Source organism: Paracoccus seriniphilus (assembly GCF_028553745.1).
In the GTDB taxonomy this organism is placed as follows: domain Bacteria; phylum Pseudomonadota; class Alphaproteobacteria; order Rhodobacterales; family Rhodobacteraceae; genus Paracoccus; species Paracoccus seriniphilus.
On record NZ_CP067130.1, the window covers coordinates 563,341 to 582,872 of the forward strand.

A 19,532-nucleotide genomic window follows, 5' to 3' on the forward strand; every position below is an offset into this window, starting at 1 on the left:
CCCATCGGAATGTCAATTGGTGGTTTGCGTCATCCGGCCATCAGGGCCGGCAGAAAGAGGCTGAGCGCGGGAAATGCGATCAGCAGAACAAGGGTCAGCAGGTCCATCGCGATGAACCAGGTCGTGCCCGAAATGATGTCTTTCAGCTTGACCTTGCCTGACAGCGCACTGTGCAGGACATAGAGGTTGAGACCGACAGGCGGCGTCACCAGCCCGATTTCAAGCAGCTTGATGGTGATGATGCCGAACCAGATCAGGTTGATATCCGCGGCTTCCAGAACCGGCAGCAGAATGGGCAAAGTCAGCAGCATCAGGCCGATGGAATCGATCACCATGCCAAGGATGACGAACAGGCCTGCCACCATCAGTATGATCACGATCTTGTTGTCAGAGACCGACAGCATCGCATCGGTCAGCGAACGAGGCACACCCGACAAGCCCATGAAACGGGTGAACATGATCGCCCCGATCGACAGGAAAAAGATCGACGATGTGGCGACAACCGTCTGCCGAATTGCCGAACGCGTCGCATCCCATGTCAGCTTGCGGCGCATGATCGCGATCAGGAAGGCAAGGGTTGCGCCCATTCCGCCCGCCTCGGTCGGCGTGAAATAGCCCCCGAAGATACCGCCCAGGACGCCCATGATCAGAACCGGAAACGGCCAGACCGACCACAGCAGGCTGATGAAACGCTGCCGGTCGAAAACCTCGGTGCTGCGCGGCGCGAGTTCGGGCTTTATGGTGCAGCGGACGGTGATCATTGCCATGTAGATCAGCGCGGAAATCACGCCGGGCACGAAGCCCGCGATAAAGAGCTGACCGATGGATTGCTCGGTGAAGATCCCGTAAAGCACCATCAGGATCGAAGGCGGGATCAACGAGCCAAGCGTCCCCGATGCGGCCACGACGCCCGTCGCCAGCGAGGGATGATATCTGGCGCGCAGCATCTCGGGCACGGCGATACGTGACATGGCGGCGGTCGTCGCAATGCTGGACCCCGAGGCCGCCGCGAACAGCCCGCAAGCCCCGACACTGGCCGAGGCCAAGCCGCCGGGAACCCGCGCCAGCAGCATCTTCAACAGATCGAAGGCTCCGGTGGTCAGCCCGGTATTCGCGGCGATGAACCCCATCAGCAGAAACATCGGGATCGCGGTCAGGGACCAATCGCCGATAAAGCTGAACGGAAGCGCGCTGACAATGCCGAATGCCGCGGTCGTGTTCAGCATGGCCGAGATACCGACGAAAGAGACGATCATCAGGGCGATGCCGATGGACATGCGCAGGGCAAGAAGTGCGAATAGGCCGCCAACGCCAATCCAACCGATGGTCAACATGCTCATGCTGCGGAATCCGTTTCATGTATTTTCGTGACAGGTTTGCCTTGCAGCAGCATGACCGCGCGCAGCACAGCCGCGACAGCCGCCAGCCCGAAGCCAAGCGGAAGCATGCAGCGCGCCGGCCAGACGATGATTTCCCGGCTGCCCATGACAACCTCGCCGACCTTGAAGGCCCGCACGGCATCAAGACCGGTGCGCCAGGTCATCACCGACAATATCCCTGCGGTCGCCATGAAGGTCAGCAGCAAGCTGATGCGCTTGAGCCATTCGGGAAAATGGTTGAACAGAAGATCCACACTGATCTGTTCGTCGTCATACTCGACCATGGCCATTGGCAGCATGACGATCGCGACCATGTAATAATATGACGAGATTTCAACCGTGCCCTGAATCGGAGCATTCCAGAACACCTTCAGGACAACGTCCAACGTAATGTTGACCATCATCACGATAATTCCCAAGCCACCCACAAGCATGAGTCCATGGGTCAGTTTGCGAAATGCTCTATCCATAAATCCTCCTTGCGCCGGTCACTCTGCCGCGATCATCTGCGCATCGGCACAGCATTCCTTACCGGCTTGCCCTATTGCAAATAGCAAAGCTTGATCGGGTGATCGCAGATCGTTATCGGCCTGACAGACAAGAAGGAGAGTCTCATGGGGCCAACACGCATCGGCATTCGCCATCTGCGTTACACCATCGCCGTCGCGGATGCAGGCGGTTTCCGCGCCGCTGCAGAGGCATTGAACATCGCGCAACCTGCGATCAGCAAGACGGTTCAGGATACGGAAACGGATCTTGGATTCGCGATCTTCCTGCGCAAGGCAGGCATGTTCGAAATTACCGCCGAGGGGCGCGTTTTCCTTGACGATGCCCGCCTGACCCTTGCCACATTCGAACGCACCATCCGCGCGTCTCGCCAAAACGCCCTTGGCGCGCGGGGGCATATCATTGTGGGCTATTCCGCCCTGGCCTCGTCATCGCAGATTTCCGCCGGGCTGGACAGCTTTCACCAGCGGCATCCGGGATGTCAGGTCGAAATGCATGTCATGTCGACGGATGCCATGATGCGCAATCTGAAGACGGGCGAAATCGATATCGGATTTCTCTTGTCCCACAACAGCGTGGATGACCCCGAGGTCGCGCAGCAGCCGATCTGGTCCACGCAGATCGGCGTCGTCGTTCCCCGTACCATCGACAGCATGTCGCTCGACATCCTGCGCGAGGGGGCCTTTGTCATGGGGGTCCGGGAAAACTGGCGTTCGTATCGCGCCCTGCTTGATGCCGCCTTCGATCATGCGAATCTCGATCCGGTGATCGTCGATGAAGCCTGGGACGTTCAGGTGATCTTTCAACGCGTCGCGGAAGGTCGTGGATTTACATTCTACCCGATCAGCGCCGCAGACAGCCTTCCCGCCGCCCTCAAGATCCTGCCGGTGCCGGGCTGGAGTCCCACGCTGACCATCGCGATGGCATGGAGCAAAGTCGTCGATACCAAGTTGCTTCAGGCCTTCCGGGAAAGCTTTCCGACATAGGGGGAAACGGCGGTGATCCAATTTTGCGATCACCCGATCACACAAGCCTATTTGAGCGTGGCCGCATTCATGGCGTCTTATGGCGGGGTCAAAGCCAGATGCCAGAGTGAGACACGATGGATTACGATTCCGATCCCACCCCCTTTTACCTGAAGGGGTCCCGCACGGGCGTGCTGCTGCTTCACGGGTTCACAAGCACCCCGCAAAGCGTCGCCCATGTCGGTCGTGCCCTGCATGAAGCCACGGGGGCGACCCTCAGTGTTCCCCTGCTTGCCGGGCATGGCAAAACCCCCGAAGCATTGGCACAGACGGGTTATCGGGCCTGGCTGGCCTCGGCAGAATCCGCGCTTGCCCGGTTGCGCGGGGATTGTGACAGGATCGTTGTCGGAGGTTTGTCGCTTGGCGGAACGATTGCGCTCAATCTGGCAATTCGCTTTGCCGATCAGGTGGATCGGGTCGTGACCATCAATGGCTCGACGGGTCTCTATCGGCCGGATCAGGTCGACAATCTGTTCTGCGACCAGCCCGACAGGTTCCAACGCGGGATCGGGTCCGATATCTGCCATCCTGACCGGCGCGAGATCTGCTATGACGAAATCCCTTTTGCCACCATGCACGAACGGTTCGTTCTGACCTGTGCGACGGGCGCGATGCTGCCTAGGCTGACACAGCCTGTATTGATCTTTCAGTCACGGACCGATCATGTCGTTGCGCCCGAAAACGGGCTGCGCATCATGCGTGACGTCGGGTCCGCCGAGGTCTCGCTGCACTGGCTGGAGAGGTCGTTTCACGTCGCAACGCTGGATCATGACCGCGATCTTATCGTGCAGAAGACCGCTGCGTTCATCGACGCTAAACCCTGCGCGGTTTGAGGCTCAGCGCCTGAACCGCCACAACGGCCTGCGAAACATGAACTCGATCCGGTTGCCGCGCCCATGGCAGAGAAGACCGCGGCCTTTTGGGCCGCGGCGCAACTGTCATGTATTGCTCACCGGGCTGTTCACCCTCATCCGTGCACGCAGGACATGGTAGGCGAAAGCGGCGACGATGAATGTCGCAGGCGCAGAAAAGGATGCCAAACTGCCCCCGAAGACATGCAGAACAAGGCCGGTCCCGGCAGCCAGGAACCACGCTCCCATGCCAGCACTGTTGACATTCGGCGTCCGGGACAGGCTTGAACAGGCTTCATCATAGCTGCTGCCATTGCTGGACTCTGTCAGGATATGGGTCAGTGCCAACGATACCCAGGCGACGACAAAAATGCCCTGCCACGCCAGCGCCTGAAGGATATAGGCAAAGACATCGGCCAGCATCAGCAGATAAACAACCACACCGACCACGCAAGCCCAGAGGAAGCGCGGCAGGCGCAGCCGGAAGGCGGTCTCGGCAAAGCTCTCCATGTTCACCGCGGCGAGGTAATAGTTCGCCGTGTTGATCCGGGTCTGCGAAATCCAGACGAAAATCAGGCCCGCCAGCCCCATCAGCTTGATCAGCGCGAAGACCACCGACACTTCGGTCACGCCGCCCTCGGTCGGCAGGCTGGCGGCAAGGAAGATGCCCGCAAGCCCGTTCAGCAGGAAGGCGACCGCATAGAAAGGTGCGCCGAAATTGAATCTGGAGTGATAGCTGATGTCTTCCACGCGGCCAAAGCGCGCGTAATCATAGGTATACATCATCAGCACCCAGATTCCCATATAGGCGACGAAACAGTCCCACCAGCCGGTGGCGGTTGGGCCGCCTTCGGGGCCAAGCTCAAGCCAGGCGCCGGAATAGCCGTATTCGGCCACCGCAAGTCCGATCGCCGCGAAAAGCCCGATAAGGTAAAAAGGCAGCAGCACGCCGTTGAACTTGTCGAGCCAGTTCTGGATCGAGCCGAAGATCAGCGCGACCGAATAGACCACCACGATCGCCGCCGCGATGGGGTAAGAGAGCCCGGCATATTCCTGAAGTGCCAGCGCGATCACCGAACCCTCGAAGACGGCGTAATAGATCGCCGTGGCAAAGAAGATCAGCGTGGCGACCGCCGCCCCCGCGCGCCCCAGAAGAATGCGCGAGAAGAGCGACACGCTCAGCCCGCTGCGGATCGAGTGGCGCGACAGCACTGCGTTGACCGCGCCATATGCGATGACCGACAGCAAAAGCCCGATGATCGCATTGCGCGAGCCATAGGCCAGCGCCAGCGAGGCCGCAACGACGAGATAGAACATCGCCGAGCAGACCGACCACCACGCCATCGTCAGCGGCAGGCGCCCCATGCGCTGATCATGCGGGACGGGGCGGTCGGAGAATTCCAGATTCTCCGTGGCTTCCATGTTTCCAGCCATTCTTGTCTCCCTGTTGATTCTGGATCTTGTTTTCTGATCTGGAAGTCGTTTGGGCGGGGATCGCAGGCCCCGCCCCCTTGATGCAGTTCAGGCGTCCACTGTATCCGCGACCGCGCGGGCCGCAGTTGCACTGACCGCGGGTTGCTGGGTCAGGACATAGACACCTGTCGCATCAAGCTCGGCATGCCAGCCGGGTTCGATCACGATTGTCGTCGTGACCTCCTGGATCACCGCCGGCCCCGAGATCCGGTCCCCCGCGCCCAGAGCCGCGCCATCATAGACCGGCGCGTCTTGTCGCGTGCCATCGGCGCTGAAGATCATCTCGCGCGTGCCACTGAGGGCTGCATGCGCGCCCTTGCCCGGCGCGATCTGCATCCTTGCAGGCTTGTCCAGCGCACCAGTCAGCGCGCTTTCGACATTCACCACCTCGACCGAGCTGTTCGGCTCGGAATAGGTATAAAGCTCCTCATGGCGGGCGTGGAAGGCGGCCTTGAGCTGTTCAAGCGCGGCCTCGGTAACGGTGAAAGGATCGACATCAACGGTGCATTCATGCACCTGCCCGACATAGCGCATGTCCAGCGCGCGCCGCACGCCGATCCGCTCGGGGGTGAAACCGTCCTCCGCCAGATCCGCGCGGCCGCGTTCCTCCAGCCCCTCGAAGAGCGTATTCAGACGCGCCGCTGCCTCGGCCCCCTCAAGGCGTACCGGCGCCGGAGCCATGTAATTGTATTTCACGTCCGAGATGATCTGCCCGAAGGCGCAAAGCCCCGAGGCAAGCTTGGAGATCAGGATCTTGCGGATCCCCATCTCGCGCGCCAGCGCCGTGATATGTGCCGACGTCGCCCCGCCCGCGCAGTTCAGCACGAAGTCGCGCGGATCATAGCCGCGTTCAACCGAGACACGCCGGATCGCATTGACCATGTTGTTGTTGACGATCGTAAACATGCCATAGGCGGCCTTCTCGACACTGATGCCAAGGGGTTTGGCCAGATGCGTCTCGATCGCGGTGCGGGCCTTCTCGACATTCAGGGGCAGACGCCCGCCGACCAGCCCGGCGGGATTGAGATAGCCCAGCACAAGGTTCGCGTCTGTCGTGGTCGGCTGTTGCCCCCCCAGATCATAGCAGGCCGGGCCGGGCTGCGAACCTGCAGATTGCGGCCCCATCTGCATCAGCCCCATGGAATCGATCCAGCCGATCGAACCGCCGCCCGCGCCCAATGTCTCGACCTGGATCATCGGAATCCCGATCCGGTAGCGCAGGAAGTCGATATTCTTCGACACATTTGCCCGTCCGTCATGGGTCAGGGTGATATCGAAGGAGGTGCCGCCCATATCGACGGTGATGATGTCCTTCATGTCCCATGGCGAACCCAGATACAGCGCGGCTTGCGGAGCCGAAGCCGGCCCCGAATTGATCGCATAGACCGACTGGTCCGAGACCACGCGGCCAAGCGCCAATCCGCCATTCGACTGGAAATAGCGCACCGGCGCGCGAGCACCCAGCGACTGGAAATAGCCATCGACCTTCTCGACATAGCTCGACAGGATCGGCGACAGATAGGCATTGACGATGGCGGTAGAGGTTCGCGTGTATTCACGCACCTGCGGATATATCTGGCTGCCGATGGTCAGCCGGATACCGGGCATCATCTCGCGCACGATTTCCGCGGCGCGCTCCTCATGTTCGGGATGCAGCACCGACCAGACGAAGGAGATCGCGACCGACTCGACGCCTTCGGCAATGAAATGACGGCAGGCCTCGCGCACATCCTCCTCGTTCAACGGCGTGTGGACAGCACCCGTTGACAGGACGCGCTCTCTCACACCGTGGCGCAAGTAGCGCGGCACCAGCATTGTCGCGGGCGGGTAGTCGGGATCGTAACGGTAGCCGTCTTCCTTGTGTCCAAGGCGGATCTCGATGCTGTCTTCGTGGCCCCTTGTGGCGATAAGGCCGGTGCGCGCGCCCTTGTGCTGGATCAGGGCGTTGAGGCCGACAGTGGTCCCGTTGATGCACAGATCAGCGTTCGAGACGATCTCGTGCGGAGGGATTGCGGTTTCCTCCTCGATCAGCGCAAGGCCGTTGCGGATGGCAAGCGTCGGGTCCTGCGGCGTCGAAAGTGTCTTGAAGATGCGCACGCCGCCATTGCGGTCGGCAAGGATGAAATCGGTAAACGTGCCGCCGGCATCGATGCCAAGACGATATTGATTTTGCATGAGTCAGTCCTGCGAATAGAGGGTTTCCAGGCCCGGCCTGCGGGCCGGGCGGTTGGTGGCCAATGCCACCGGCGGTCAGGCCGAACGCAACACGCGCGTTGCCTCGTCATCGACGGCCAGTGTCTCGCGGTCCGAAATGACGACGCCGTAATCCTGACGGGCGCCCTCAAGGCTGACGAGACCGTTCTTCACGTCCTGAACGACACATCCGACATCGCGCTCGAACGGGTTGCCATAGCCGCCGCCGCCGGGGTTGATATTGGCAGCGCGTTCACCGGGATTGATCGTTTCGATGACATTGTCGGTGATGACCTGGGTTGCACCGTCCCGCGTCACTTCAAGCCGACCGACCTTGGGCTGGACAAGCGCCGAGCGCGCGCCCGCCGCCCCCATCGCCGGTATCCGCCGTCCTTCCCCGAAGGTGATCAGCGTCATCGGCGAATCCAGCGGTTCCACCTCCCAACGGGTGCCCGATCCTCCGCGGTGTCGTCCCGCGCCGCCGGAATCTTCCATCAGCCCGTATTCGTGAATAATGATCGGATAGCTGTGTTCGAGCATCTCGATATCGCCTGAATGCAGCGCGCCGAAACAGCATTCCGGCCCGCAGGCATGCCAGCCATCCTGCGTCGCCGTGGCCCCCGCCCCCGAGATGATCGAAGCAAGAACCATCGTGACATATTCCTCGTTGTGACGTTTGTCCCAACCGGCGATGTTGCAGCCATTCGCGTGGCCCCAACTGGCCGAAACCTTGGCCGGTGCCGCTTGCTCGAAGGCCAGCCGCACCGCATCGGTCAGCGTTTCCATCGGCGTCGTCGTACAGTTCATATGCGGTGCCGGCGACTGCGCGTTGCACAGCGTGCCCTTGGGCCCCATATCGGTCTGCACACAGCGATAAAGCCCTTCATTATAGGGCGGCGGAAGCTGGGCGAACATCATCAGGCCCAGATAGACGCCCGAATAGCTGTTGCCCTCGTAGGAATTGATGAAATAGGGCACCTGAGGCGGGGACGAGATCGCGATATGGCAGCCGTCACCGGCGACGGTCAGGGTCGCGGTGATCTCGAAATCGCCCAGTCCGTGACCGGCATCCTCAAGGATCGCCGTGCCCGAATAGGTGCCGTCGGGCACTTCCGAGATCAGCTTGCGCATATGGGCCTCGGCCATGTCCAGCAGCTCGGCAACACAGTCCTGCACGACATCCTTGCCATATTTGTCCATCAGATTCTTCAGATTGCGCGCGCCAACCTGGCAGGCTCCGATCAGGGCGTTGAAATCGCCTTCCTGATCGCGACGGGCGCGCATGTTGGTCAGCAGCAGGTTCATCACGTCATGGCGCGGAACGCCGCGATCCCACAGCTTTACCGGGGGAATGCGCAGCCCTTCGGCATAGATCTCGGTGGCGTTGGGGTTATAGCCTGCGGGCACCGGGCCGCCGATGTCGGTCAGATGACCCTTGCAGACCGTCCAGAACACCAGCTCGCCCTGATAGAACACCGGATAATACATGCAGGTATCGATGATATGCGACCCGCCGTATGCCGGATCGTTATGCAGGATCAGATCGCCCTCGTGAATATCGCCTTCGAAGAACTGCGCCACCGATTTCATTGCCGGGATCAGGCTGCCCAGATGGATCGGGATATCCTGCCCCTGCAAGATCATCTCGGGTGTATGGTTGAAAAGCGCGGTCGAGTAGTCATGCGCCAGATTGAAGACAGAACTGCGCGCCGTTTGTTCAAGCGCCAGCGTCATCTCGCGCTGCGTGGTTTCAAGAACACCTCGCACCACCGATAGCGTGATCGGGTCCACCTTGCGTTTGTTCATTCCCTGTCAGTCCTCTGTCTGGGAACAGCCGGCCGCAACGACAGGGCCGCCAAAGCGGTGAAACGAGATCTCCCTGTGTTGCAGGCCGCTGTCCGGCTTTACGTTATATGTCGCAAGGGGAAAGACTGATCCGAATCAGGCCGGGAGGTCTTGTATTGCTGCGCGGAAAGATTTGTCGCGCAGCGCGGAATTTCCGGGAATTTGTCATTTTGCGCGGCAGGATTTGCGTTTGCGCGCACAGGCCGGGGGCCACCCTCAAAAATGTCTTGCTCGGTGGGGCCACCGGCATTTACCGATTCCGAAGGGAGACCGTCATGAAAAGCACGATCCACAGCACAAAGAGAATTGCGCCAGAGGCCCGTGCCGCCTATTGGGACCGGGTGATCGCCGACACTTATTTTCCGCTGCGCCTGACATTTCGCGACCCTGCCACATTTGACGGGCGGCTCACGCGGCGCGACATCGGCGCGATCTCGCTGTCCCGACTGAACACCAAGGCACTGCTCTATGAGCGCTTGCGCCAGCATCTGCGGACAGCGGTTGAAGAGGAATATCTCATCGCGATTCCGCGCCTCAGCCCCGTCGAGTTCTATCAAGTGGGCCGCGAGGTGCGCTGCGATCCGGGGGGATTCATACTCGAGCGCGGCGACGAGCCCTATCGCTTCTCATATGGAGCAACCAACGAACTCTATGTGCTCAAGCTGCCTAAGCGCGTGCTGTCCGAGAAGCTGCGCAACCCGGACCGGTTCTGTGCTCAGGTCATCGATGCCAGCACCGGGATCGCGCATCTGTTTTCCGAAACGGTTCGTCAATTGCAGGGGCTGCCATTGGATGCGGGGCATGCCGCGGTAGTCCTTGGGCGACAATTGGTCGAACTACTGGCGCTGGCCCTTGATCAGGAAACAGAACAGGATAACCAGATGCGCAGCGCCGTTCAGGCCGCCCACCTGCGCCGCGCAGAGAAGGTGATCAGGGACAATCTTGCGAACCCGGCACTCAACCCCGAGATGGTGGCCAAGGCCTGCGGTATCTCGAAGCGATATCTGCATGAACTGTTCAACGGATGGAACACCAGCGTCTCGCGCTTCATTCGCGAGGAAAGGCTGATCGCGGCACGCGATATGCTGCAAGCCTCGCCATATCTTCCGATTGCCGACGTGGCCTATCGCTTTGGCTTCTCGGATCAGGCACAGTTCTCGCGCCGCTTCCGTGACCGTTTCGACCAAACCCCGTCGGCCTTCCGAGCCGCGCAACGGTAAACAGGGCGACCGGATCGCGAACTATGCTTGTCGCGATCGGCAAATCCTTACCGGACCAACTGGCCTGCGGGGTGTTGCCCAGGTTGCCGATCCGCATTGTCACCACAACCGGCTGCCGTGAACGGCCACTGACCATTCCAGGTCAGGCAGAAATACGGTCAGGAACCCCAGGCAGAGAAGCATGGCCAGATGGCGAAAGACCTCCTGCATCCCGATCTGGTCTGCCAGCGCCCCAAGTGCAGCCGCACCAAGCGCCCCGATCCCGAAAGCAAAGCCGAAAACAAACCCTGCAACCTTGCCGACCTTCTGTGGCAGCACTTCCTGCGCAAAGACCACGATCGCGGAAAACGCCGAAGAACGTGCAATAGCTCTTGAATATTTCAATATGGACGAATTTGCTCAGCAGCAGCGCCCCCAGAACTGCAAAGGCGATGACAAGACGTCTGGTCGGCAAGGCAGGCCCAAAAACCGGGCGAGAGCCGGCGGCCCGTGTCATGCGCTGATGATGCGCAAACCATCGCGCAATCCACAGAAGAACCACGACCCCGCAAATGGCAAGCAGGCCGAACCACACGGTGCTGGCCTGACCAAGCGGCAACACGATCAGCGCCGCGGCCAGAGGCCCAAGGGCCGTGCCCGTGTTGCCGCCCACCTGAAAACTGGATTGAGCAAAACCAAGCCTGCCACCAGAAGCGCCGCGAAAGACCCGGCTGTCGCCGGCAGTTCCACTCCGATCGCAACAATCATCATCGAGACCGCCAGAGAATAGGGCTTGGGCCGCAGATCGCCGTAAATCCGGACCAAAAACCTGCCGCAGATCGCATGAACAGCCCCGCAAGGGTGACTGCACCTACAGGTCTTTCACGAGTCTGAGCGCGTCATATATTGCGGCATGGGTATTTCGGGCTGCGACGGCATCGCCGATGCGGAACAGGCGGAACTTTCCGGCCGGATTTTTCAGAACGCCTTGCAAGCCTCCGGTAGCCAGCGCTTCGTAATCGACCTCGCCCATATTCGAGGATTGCGGCTTCAGGTCGAAATACAATTCATCGAGCGGGCGGGTGCCGTGGTTGACGATGACCTGATCCACAATCCGGTCGCGCGTCACCCCGCCGTAATCGCTGCCGAGCGTCGCACGCAATTGCCCGCCTTCCCGCGCAACGCAGAGCAGCCGCCAGGTCACCGTGAAGGTCGTGTCCAGCTTTTGCAGGCTGCGCATATAGGGAACCAGGTTCATCGCCATGACTTCGGGCGAGAACGCCCGGTCCGGGGTCACGATCTCGACCTTGGCGCCGGTTGCCGCGATCAGCTCGGCGGCCTGAAGGGCGGCGTGATCGCCGGCATCGTCGAAGATCAGCACATTCCGGCCGGGCCGAACATCGCCCGACAGGATATCCCAGGCCGAGCTGACCAGATCATTGCCCTCGGACAGGATTTCGACATGGGGCAGGCCGCCAGTTGCGACGATGACCTCGTCAGGATCCGTGGCCAGCACGTCCTCGGCCTCGGCCAGGGTGTTGAAGTTGAAGGTGACGCCATGTTTTTCGCACATGGCCTGACGCCACGCGATGATCGAGATCATCTCGCGCCTCCGCTCTTGCAGGGCGGTCAGGCGGATCTGGCCGCCGGGCTGGTCGGCCGCCTCGAAGACGGTAACCTCGTGGCCGCGCTCGGCGGCGACACGGGCGGCCTCCATGCCTGCGGGGCCCGCACCGACAATGGTAATGCGCTTTCGGGTCTGTGCCGCCGGGATCGTCTGCGGCATGGTTTCCTCGCGCCCCGTGGCGGCGTTGTGCAGGCAGAAGGCCATGCCCCCCTGATAGATCCGGTCCAGACAGTAATTCGCGCCGACGCAGGGGCGAATGTCATCCTCGCGCCTTTCGATGATCTTGCGCACCAGATGCGGGTCGGCCATATGCGCCCGGGTCATGCCGACCATATCGATCAGGCCACTGGCGATGGCGTGACGGGCGGTCGCCACATCGGGGATCTTGGCGGCATGAAAGGTCGGGAAATCGGTCGCCTTCTTGATCTGCCCCGCGAATTCCAGATGCGGTGCATTGCGCATGCCCTGCACGGGGATCACGTCGGTCAGCCCCGCATCGGTGTCGATATGCCCGCGCACGACATTCAGGAAATCGACCAGCCCGCTGTCTTTCAGCTTCCTTGAGATCGCAATGCCGTCATCCGCGCCAAAGCCGCCGGGCAGGCATTCATCGCCAGTATAGCGCACGCCCAGCAGGAAATCCTCGCCACAGCGTTCACGGATGCCGCGCAGGACCTCCATGGTAAAGCGCAGCCGGTTGTCCAGGCTGCCGCCATATTCGTTGTCCAGATCATTGGTCATGGGCGACCAGAACTGGTCCATCAGATGTCCGTAGGCCTGCAATTCCAGACCGTCCAGACCCGCGACCTTCATCCGTTCGGCCGCATCGACATAGTCGCCGATAATGCGCTGGATGTCCCAGTCTTCCATCTTCTTTGGGAATGACCGATGCGCGGCCTCGCGTTCATGGCTGGGCGAAACCACCGGCAGCCAATCCGCCTTGTCCCAGCGGGTGCGGCGACCCAGATGGGTCAGCTGGATCATCACCGCCGTCCCGTGATCGTGGCATTCGTCGGTCAGCTTCTTCATCCAGCCGACGACCTCATCCTTCCATGCCAGGATATTGTTGAAGACCGGCGGGCTGTCGCGGGACACCGAAGCAGACCCCGCCGTCATCGTCAGCGCCACACCCGCCCGGGCACGCTCGACGTGATAGGCGCGATAACGCTCCTTGGGCATCCCGTCTTCAGGATAGGCCGGCTCGTGGCTGGTGATCATGATCCGGTTGCGAAGCGTCAGATGCTTCAACTGATAAGGCTGCAAAAGTGGATCCTGCGACATCGCATCTGCCCTTGATGAGAGGAATGACGGGATTCAACATCAACAAACTGTTCATTAGTGTCAATCCATAATTCATTGATGAACATTTTTTAACTCATGCGAGAACATTCGCCTTGAGGTGAACCCGAGCGACGAATAGTAAATGAGTATGAAAAAACGTTCTGAATCTGCCGAAACCGGATGGCGCGGGTCGCGCGAGGGCTGGCTTCAAACCGCCTGCCAGGCATTGATGGAAGGCGGTATTGATGCCGTGAAGATCCAGCCGCTTGCCCGACAACTCAAATTGTCGCGCACCAGCTTTTACTGGTTCTTCGCGGACCGCGAAGCCCTTCTGGGCGCTCTCATCGACAGCTGGGAACAGCGGACGACCGACCCGCTGATCAAGGCGACGCAAGACTATGCGGATTCCGCCGCCGAAGCGATGCTGAACGTTCTGGCGTGCTTTCTGTCAGACATGTTCGACAGCAAGCTGGAATTTGCGGTCCGCAGCTGGGCGCTGCAAGACGACAAGGTCACCGAACGCGTCAAGGATGCAGATGAACGACGGCTTTCCGCACTGCGCGAGATGCTGATACGGTGGGGACAGCGGGAACAGGACGCCGATATTCGCGCCCGGACCATCTATCTGACGCAGATCGGCTATATCTCGATGCGTGCGCAGGAAGATATGGAGACCCGGCTGCAGCGCATCCCCACATATGTCGAGATTTACACCGGTCACACTGCCGAGCCCCGCGAATTGGCGCGTTTTCGAGCCCGCGTCGAAAGCCTGACCAGTCAGAACCCCTGAGAGGGTTCTGCGGGCGGGTCTTCAGGCAAGTCCTGCGACAGTCATTCGAGTGCTGCGATGCCCCATTAACAGGTCACGCGCGTCTGGCACCTTGGGTGCGCATCGGCATGCGAGATTGCCCCACTTGGGTGGGTTATGAGCGAGTAAAATTGCTCCACCTGCCACGTTCGCATCCGCGCCGGCCAGCGCGGAGGAATGAGCAGGTGATATTGATGGAAAGTGTATCGAAGATCCGTCGTTGGATATTGGTCGAGGGTCGCAGCATCCGATCTGTGGCGCGGGCCACCGGTTTGTCGCGGAACACGGTGAAGAAGTATCTGAAGGACGACAGTTCGCCGAGCTATCAGCGGCAAGCGCCGCCGGTCCGGCATAATCTCTGCGATGGATTTGACGCGCGACTTCAGGAACTGTTCGGGCAGGATCAAAAGCGGCCGCGCCGGGAGCGGCGGACGGCCACGAAGCTTTGCGAACAGCTCGTCTCGGAGGGGTATACTGGATCCTATTCGCCGGTTCAGCGATTTAACCGAGACCTCAAACGTGCCGACGCCGGATCGGGAGCGGCGTTTATCCCCCTGCATTTTGCTGCGGGTGATGCGCTCCAGTTTGACTGGAGCGAAGAGCGCGTTGTTCTCGATGGTGTCGAGCAGAAGGTGAAGGTTGCCCACTTCCGCCTGTGCCATAGTCGCAAGCCTTTTGTCATCGCCTAACCCGGCGAGAGCCAGGTGATGGTGTTGGATGCCTTTGTGCGGGCGCTGCCCTTCTATGGCGGGGTTCCGCGACGAGTGATCATCGACAATCCCAAAACGATGGTGACCTATGTCTCTCGCTCGAAGGTCCGGGTGTTCTATCCGCGATTTCTGGCGTTGATGAACGGTAATCCCCCCGTTTTTACGGGGGCTTGGTCGTAGAATTTACGCGGCCATTCTCAGTTTCTGTGCGGGTGTCATCCCGCCGTTGCCCATGTTCGGGCGTTCATTGTTGTAGGACCAGAGCCATTCGGTGGCAATCTGCTGCACCTCGTCGATGCTTTCGAAGATGTGGAGGTCCAGCCATTCGTGCCGGACCGTCCGGTTGTAGCGCTCGACATAAGCGTTCTGCTGCGGTTTCCCCGGCTGTATGTGGGCCAAGGAGATGCCCTTGTTTTCGGCCCATTCCATGAGGGTGCCGCTGATGTATTCTGGGCCGTAGCACGTCGGGAAGAAGCGCTGTTTTAAGGTTATGGCCACGCGCGTAGCCCCCAAATAGCGCAGCGTGTGGCCATAACCGGTCTCAGGTCTCAACAGTGGTTTTGCAGAACCACACCGCTGAGGAGACCGGCTATGCCCGCCAACCATTCTACTGCTGCGACTGTGCTTGTCGCCATCGACATTTCCAAGCACCGCCACGAGGTCTTGATCGAGGTACCGGGCAAGAAGCGCCGTCGTCGCATGACGATCATGAACACGTTGGAAGACTTCCAGCGCTTGTCCGCGAGCCTGGCCAGCTACGGCCTGCCTGTGCGGGTCGGGTTCGAGGCGACCGGCAACTATCACAGGCCACTGGCACATCATCTCGGGCAGGCCGGGTTTGACTTGAAGCTCATCCCTTCTGTCGGGCTCGCCCGGACGCGCGAGGCCCTGCACAACAGTTGGGACAAGAACGACCCGAAGGATGCCCAGGTCATCCTGCACATGCTGGAGATTGGCGCCGTGCAGTTCTTTCATGATCCGCTGGTCGTCGGGACCGCCGACATCCAGGAATTGTCAAAGACGCACGAGATCGTTTCACGCTCGAAGACCGAGCTCTGGCACCGCATCCTGACCCATTACCTGCCGCTCTATTTCCCAGAGGCCGAACGGTTTCACCGAAGCTCACGAACCGATTGGTTCCTGGCCTTCCTCGAGAAGTATCCGACACCGACGATGATCACGGCCATGAGCCAGGAAACCTTCATCGCAGACGCTTGGCAGGTGGTGGGCAGGAAGGTCGCCAAGGAGCGCCTGCTTTCAGATATTTACGCTACGGCGGTCAACTCTGTTGGATTGCCCGTGGAACCGGATTCCGACGCCGTTCGCATGTTCCGCCTGGTCCTTTCCGAAGGTAGAAGCCTCGTCCGCCAGCGCAACGAGATCGAGGCCCGGGCGGTCGCGCTGCTCTCCGATCTGCCGGATTATCAGCTACTGACAACCATCCCCGGCATTGGTCCGATCAATGCCATGACCATCTTGGCCGAGGCCGGTGACCTACGCCGATTTCGGCATCATCGGCAGTTCCTGAAGTTCTGCGGCATGGATCTTGCCACCGTGCAGTCCGGCATGTTTCGCGGGCAGAGCCGGATCTCGAAGTACGGCAATGCCCGGCTGCGCCGCACGCTATGGATGGCCGGCCAGACGGCGGTCCAGACAAAGACCAACAGCTTTCGGGACAAGTTCGAACGCTACATCTCGAAAGACCGACACAACGCTCATCTGCGCCGCAAGGCCTACACCGCGATCGCGGCCAAGATGGCGCGCACCGTACACGCTGTGGTCAATCACGGCGAACCCTATCGCCCCTTCTTCGAGGGGGTGAGCCCAGGCGGAAGGACCTCTCTCTGACTGAGCCGTGGAGGCAGTCAATCTGACCTCGTAGATAATGTTCGGGCCTTCTGCTTGGGATTTGGGATCTCGTATTAAGGACGGTGAGGGCCGCCAGCGCGCGTACCCTGTGTTTGCTATGGATGAGATCATTTCTTGACGGCAGAGCCCGTCTGGGCAACCTTATCAGGGTATCCGGACAGCCGGATGCCACACGACCTGCTGACCTAAGCAGCCAGATTTTCCTGACATAGGACGTTGTCGCTGACAATCATTCCGGGTTTGCCGCGGCGTTCGATCAGTGCCGTCAGTTCGCGCGCGACCCGGCGCCCCGAAATCGAAGTGTCCGGGATGGCGGCGAGACACTCTCGGGTCACATCGTCGACCACGTTGAGCACCCGGAAGCGCTGGCCGCTGGCGAACTGGTCGTGGACGAAATCCAATGACCAACGGGCGTTCGGTCGCGCCTCGACCAGAATGGGAGCCCGTGTCCCGACGGCCTTGCGTCGGGCCTTTCGCTTGCGCACCGTCAGCCCTTCCTCGCGGTAAAGCCGATAGATCCGGTTGATCCCCGAGGGCTCGCCCTCGCGTCGCAGCAGGACGAAGAGCCGCCGATAGCCGAACCGCCGGCGCTCGTTGGCCAGATCCCGCAACCGACCGCGCAGAACCATGTCCGGCGCGCGCCGAGATTGATAGCGGATCATCGTTCGATCCGCGCCGACGATGTGGCAGGCCCGCTGTTCCGACAGGCCATGTTCGGCCTGAAGATACGCGACGGCTTCACGCTTCACGGCGGGCCCTACCACTTTTTTGAAACCAGATCCTTCATCGCAGCCAGATCCAGCATCTGCTCGGCCAGCAGCTTCTTCAGCTTCGCATTCTCATCCTCGAGCCTCTTCAGCCGCTTCGCTTCCGATACCGTCATGCCGCCGAACTTCGCCTTCCAGTTATAGAAAGTGCCTTCTGACATGCCGTGCTTGCGGCACAGGTCCGCGCACTTCGCGCCTGCCTCGTGCTCGGCCAGGATGCCGATGATCTGTTCGTCCGTGAATCGCGTTCGCTTCATTGTCCGTCCTCAAGTTGGGCCGGACTCTAATCAACGGTGGAGGAAAAATCCCATGGCAGGTCAGCCGCCCCTCAGGGCATCGCCAACTTTCGCGCGTTTCTCCAACTCCTTTGACAAACATCGATATCTTCGTGAATCCAACCTTTTCCGGAGCGGAACGATTCAAGGAGAATTCCGTGGTGTACCGCAGGATCAGGATGGGACCGTAAGTTGCCCGGATACTCAGGCCGGAGGCAACGAAATGGCCCTCAAGGATCTTGTCTTCGCTGACGTTCCCGTTGGAAAAAAACGGTAGGCAGCCTTGGTGTTCGACCAGTCCTGGAATGCCGTGGCTAGCGACTTTCCTGGCCGTTCCCCGAGAGCCTCAAGCATGGCCCCGAGCCGACTGTCACCGACATCACACCCAGCGGTTTCCGTTTCCACCCAATTCAGCTCCATGCTCGCACCTCAATCATTAGATGCTACATGACGAATCATGACCAGTTGCTCTCGAGCAAGACCAAGTCTGTGGGGTGAAACAATTCGCCACAACACACTTGTGGCGAATTGCAAGCTCAACCGGGCCGTTACCAATCAGGGAACCGGCCCGCGGCATGTCATGGCCGCACCTGAGAAGCCTGAAACATCACCGCACACGCTCAGACAGTCAGAAAATTCTTGCATCGACGGGGGCATCCAAGCAAGAAAGCCTCTTAACAGCGTAGGAAATGAGGGAGCGCGGAAAGCGGTGGCCTTTCAGGCGCGGTGCGGAAAGCTGACTGATCATCGCCCGGAGCTACCCAACTGCCCTGGAAGGGTAATAACTTGACGATCCCAGTGGGGGCCATATACGTCCACACATGACAATGCCAGAAAATCACTTCCTATAAAATAATGTCAGCCTCATAGAATTCATCCCCTTGACCATGAAAAGAGCCCAAGAAAAACCGGGATATGGCGAATCCCAGATCCTTTTTGGGGATGCTATCAGGGACCAATTCAAAATGAGCCATGGTATTAATTATACGGACCGGTTTGATAATTCGCTCTACTTGACTGTATAGCGTGCGCGCACCATAGTCATCAAATAGCACCGTAACCGGCTTTTCGATCCGCATCATCGCATACATCAGGCATGCGCTACGCATTCGCCCATCGATCAGGATAAGGTCGGGATGAAGGAAGTTTGGCTGGTCCCATATTGCAAGAGGATAGCGCTGATACTTACGCCAATCCGCTTCATGCAAAGGACGACCCCATGCACCAACCTCCCCGATATCGCTGTGGTAAACGGTCACTGGTGAGACAGGATTGCTAGCGTCGATTTCGGCCTGCAACGCCTTTGCCCATTCAAGATCACTTTCCACACTGAAAACGTGTTTGCCCAGCATTTTCGATGCAATCCGCGTCGACCCGCCCGAACCATATTCCAGAATAACTTCCGCCTTTTCGTATTCCACGTTCAGGTAAGCTACCTCATCAGGCGACATGTATGGTGCGATGGGGTCGTCGATCTTACCATAGCGGTTAAGGGAGGTGCGGGACATGCAGATTTTCTTTCGTCATAGACATACTCGTGGATTTAATATCAAACATAACGCAAATCCTCACAAGCACAGCTGATCCAGTTATTCCTAGATTGATTCACGAAATGATACGCTTAGTCATTTGAAATAAAAGTCAAACCAACCCAAATTGGAGAATAAATTAACCAGTCAACTTACTTAGCCTCCTTCATCAATCGGGGAACGCTGTTTGGAAT

General features: G+C 59.7%; 16 protein-coding genes and 3 pseudogenes. 7 read left to right on the forward strand and 12 right to left on the reverse strand.

What is annotated here, in order from left to right:
* Positions 1-29: 29 nt before the first annotated feature.
* Positions 30-1,340 (reverse strand): TRAP transporter large permease, encoded by a 1,311-nt coding sequence (locus JHW44_RS16270; RefSeq protein WP_089344399.1) that lies wholly within the window; start codon positions 1,338-1,340, stop codon positions 30-32.
* The gene (locus JHW44_RS16275; protein ID WP_089344400.1) at positions 1,337-1,849 is read right to left on the reverse strand and encodes a TRAP transporter small permease subunit; all 513 of its coding nucleotides are present in this window, start codon (positions 1,847-1,849) and stop codon (positions 1,337-1,339) included. Before JHW44_RS16275 ends, JHW44_RS16270 begins: the two co-directional genes overlap by 4 nt.
* A gap of 144 nt (positions 1,850-1,993) precedes the next feature.
* Here JHW44_RS16275 and JHW44_RS16280 point away from each other — a divergent pair, with 144 nt between their 5' ends.
* Positions 1,994-2,872 (forward strand): LysR family transcriptional regulator, encoded by an 879-nt coding sequence (locus JHW44_RS16280; RefSeq protein ID WP_089344401.1) that lies wholly within the window; start codon positions 1,994-1,996, stop codon positions 2,870-2,872.
* Between the two features lie 116 nt (positions 2,873-2,988).
* The gene (locus tag JHW44_RS16285) at positions 2,989-3,744 is read left to right on the forward strand and encodes an alpha/beta hydrolase (protein ID WP_089344402.1); all 756 of its coding nucleotides are present in this window, start codon (positions 2,989-2,991) and stop codon (positions 3,742-3,744) included.
* Positions 3,745-3,849: 105 nt separating this feature from the next.
* On the opposite strand, the gene JHW44_RS16290 is transcribed toward JHW44_RS16285, so the two are convergent.
* The 3 genes from JHW44_RS16290 to capB form a co-directional block, all read right to left on the reverse strand.
* Positions 3,850-5,196 carry a purine-cytosine permease family protein gene (locus tag JHW44_RS16290; protein WP_089344403.1) on the reverse strand — a complete coding sequence of 449 codons (1,347 nt, stop codon included), beginning with the start codon at positions 5,194-5,196 and terminating at the stop codon, positions 3,850-3,852.
* A gap of 87 nt (positions 5,197-5,283) precedes the next feature.
* A complete protein-coding gene (gene capA / locus JHW44_RS16295; RefSeq protein WP_089344404.1) occupies positions 5,284-7,410 on the reverse strand; it encodes a caprolactamase subunit alpha in 2,127 nt (708 codons plus the stop codon).
* Positions 7,411-7,485: 75 nt separating this feature from the next.
* A complete protein-coding gene (gene capB, locus JHW44_RS16300) occupies positions 7,486-9,234 on the reverse strand; it encodes a caprolactamase subunit beta (RefSeq protein ID WP_089344405.1) in 1,749 nt (582 codons plus the stop codon).
* Positions 9,235-9,389: 155 nt separating this feature from the next.
* Here capB and JHW44_RS16305 point away from each other — a divergent pair, with 155 nt between their 5' ends.
* Positions 9,390-10,493 carry an AraC-like ligand-binding domain-containing protein gene (locus tag JHW44_RS16305; protein WP_245847100.1) on the forward strand — a complete coding sequence of 368 codons (1,104 nt, stop codon included), beginning with the start codon at positions 9,390-9,392 and terminating at the stop codon, positions 10,491-10,493.
* Between the two features lie 99 nt (positions 10,494-10,592).
* Here the strand turns inward: JHW44_RS16305 and JHW44_RS16310 are convergent, their stop codons facing one another.
* Positions 10,593-10,877: a hypothetical protein gene (locus JHW44_RS16310; protein WP_179217718.1), complete on the reverse strand. Its 285-nt coding sequence runs from the start codon at positions 10,875-10,877 to the stop codon at positions 10,593-10,595.
* Position 10,878: 1 nt separating this feature from the next.
* Between JHW44_RS16310 and JHW44_RS16315 the strand changes: the two genes are divergently transcribed.
* Positions 10,879-11,262, forward strand: coding sequence for a hypothetical protein (locus JHW44_RS16315; RefSeq protein WP_179217719.1), 384 nt, complete (start codon positions 10,879-10,881; stop codon positions 11,260-11,262).
* An 81-nt stretch (positions 11,263-11,343) separates the two neighbouring features.
* Here JHW44_RS16315 and hpbA read toward each other — a convergent pair whose 3' ends face one another.
* On the reverse strand, positions 11,344-13,380 hold the full coding sequence (gene hpbA, locus JHW44_RS16320) for an N-methyl-L-proline N-demethylase HpbA (RefSeq protein ID WP_089344407.1): 2,037 nt from the start codon (positions 13,378-13,380) through the stop codon (positions 11,344-11,346).
* 148 nt (positions 13,381-13,528) lie between these two features.
* On the opposite strand from hpbA, the gene JHW44_RS16325 reads away from it, so the two are divergent.
* Positions 13,529-14,170: a TetR/AcrR family transcriptional regulator gene (locus JHW44_RS16325; protein WP_089344408.1), complete on the forward strand. Its 642-nt coding sequence runs from the start codon at positions 13,529-13,531 to the stop codon at positions 14,168-14,170.
* A 212-nt stretch (positions 14,171-14,382) separates the two neighbouring features.
* Positions 14,383-14,877, forward strand: coding sequence for a hypothetical protein (locus tag JHW44_RS16330; protein WP_089344409.1), 495 nt, complete (start codon positions 14,383-14,385; stop codon positions 14,875-14,877).
* A 204-nt stretch (positions 14,878-15,081) separates the two neighbouring features.
* Here the strand turns inward: JHW44_RS16330 and JHW44_RS16335 are convergent.
* A pseudogene (locus tag JHW44_RS16335) lies at positions 15,082-15,354 on the reverse strand (transposase); the annotation flags it as partial.
* A 135-nt stretch (positions 15,355-15,489) separates the two neighbouring features.
* Between JHW44_RS16335 and JHW44_RS16340 the strand changes: the two are divergent.
* Positions 15,490-16,746, forward strand: a complete 1,257-nt coding sequence (locus tag JHW44_RS16340; protein WP_089346217.1) for an IS110 family RNA-guided transposase — start codon at positions 15,490-15,492, stop codon at positions 16,744-16,746.
* 236 nt (positions 16,747-16,982) lie between these two features.
* Here the strand turns inward: JHW44_RS16340 and JHW44_RS16345 are convergent.
* The 4 genes and pseudogenes from JHW44_RS16345 to JHW44_RS16350 all read right to left on the reverse strand — a co-directional run.
* A pseudogene (locus JHW44_RS16345) lies at positions 16,983-17,791 on the reverse strand (IS3 family transposase); the annotation flags it as partial.
* 222 nt (positions 17,792-18,013) lie between these two features.
* Positions 18,014-18,229 (reverse strand): IS4/Tn5 family transposase DNA-binding protein, encoded by a 216-nt coding sequence (locus JHW44_RS20495; protein ID WP_143811519.1) that lies wholly within the window; start codon positions 18,227-18,229, stop codon positions 18,014-18,016.
* 256 nt (positions 18,230-18,485) lie between these two features.
* Positions 18,486-18,557, reverse strand: a pseudogene (locus tag JHW44_RS20500) (IS6 family transposase); the annotation flags it as partial.
* Between the two features lie 97 nt (positions 18,558-18,654).
* On the reverse strand, positions 18,655-19,317 hold the full coding sequence (locus tag JHW44_RS16350) for a hypothetical protein (protein WP_089346162.1): 663 nt from the start codon (positions 19,315-19,317) through the stop codon (positions 18,655-18,657).
* Positions 19,318-19,532: the final 215 nt, after the last annotated feature.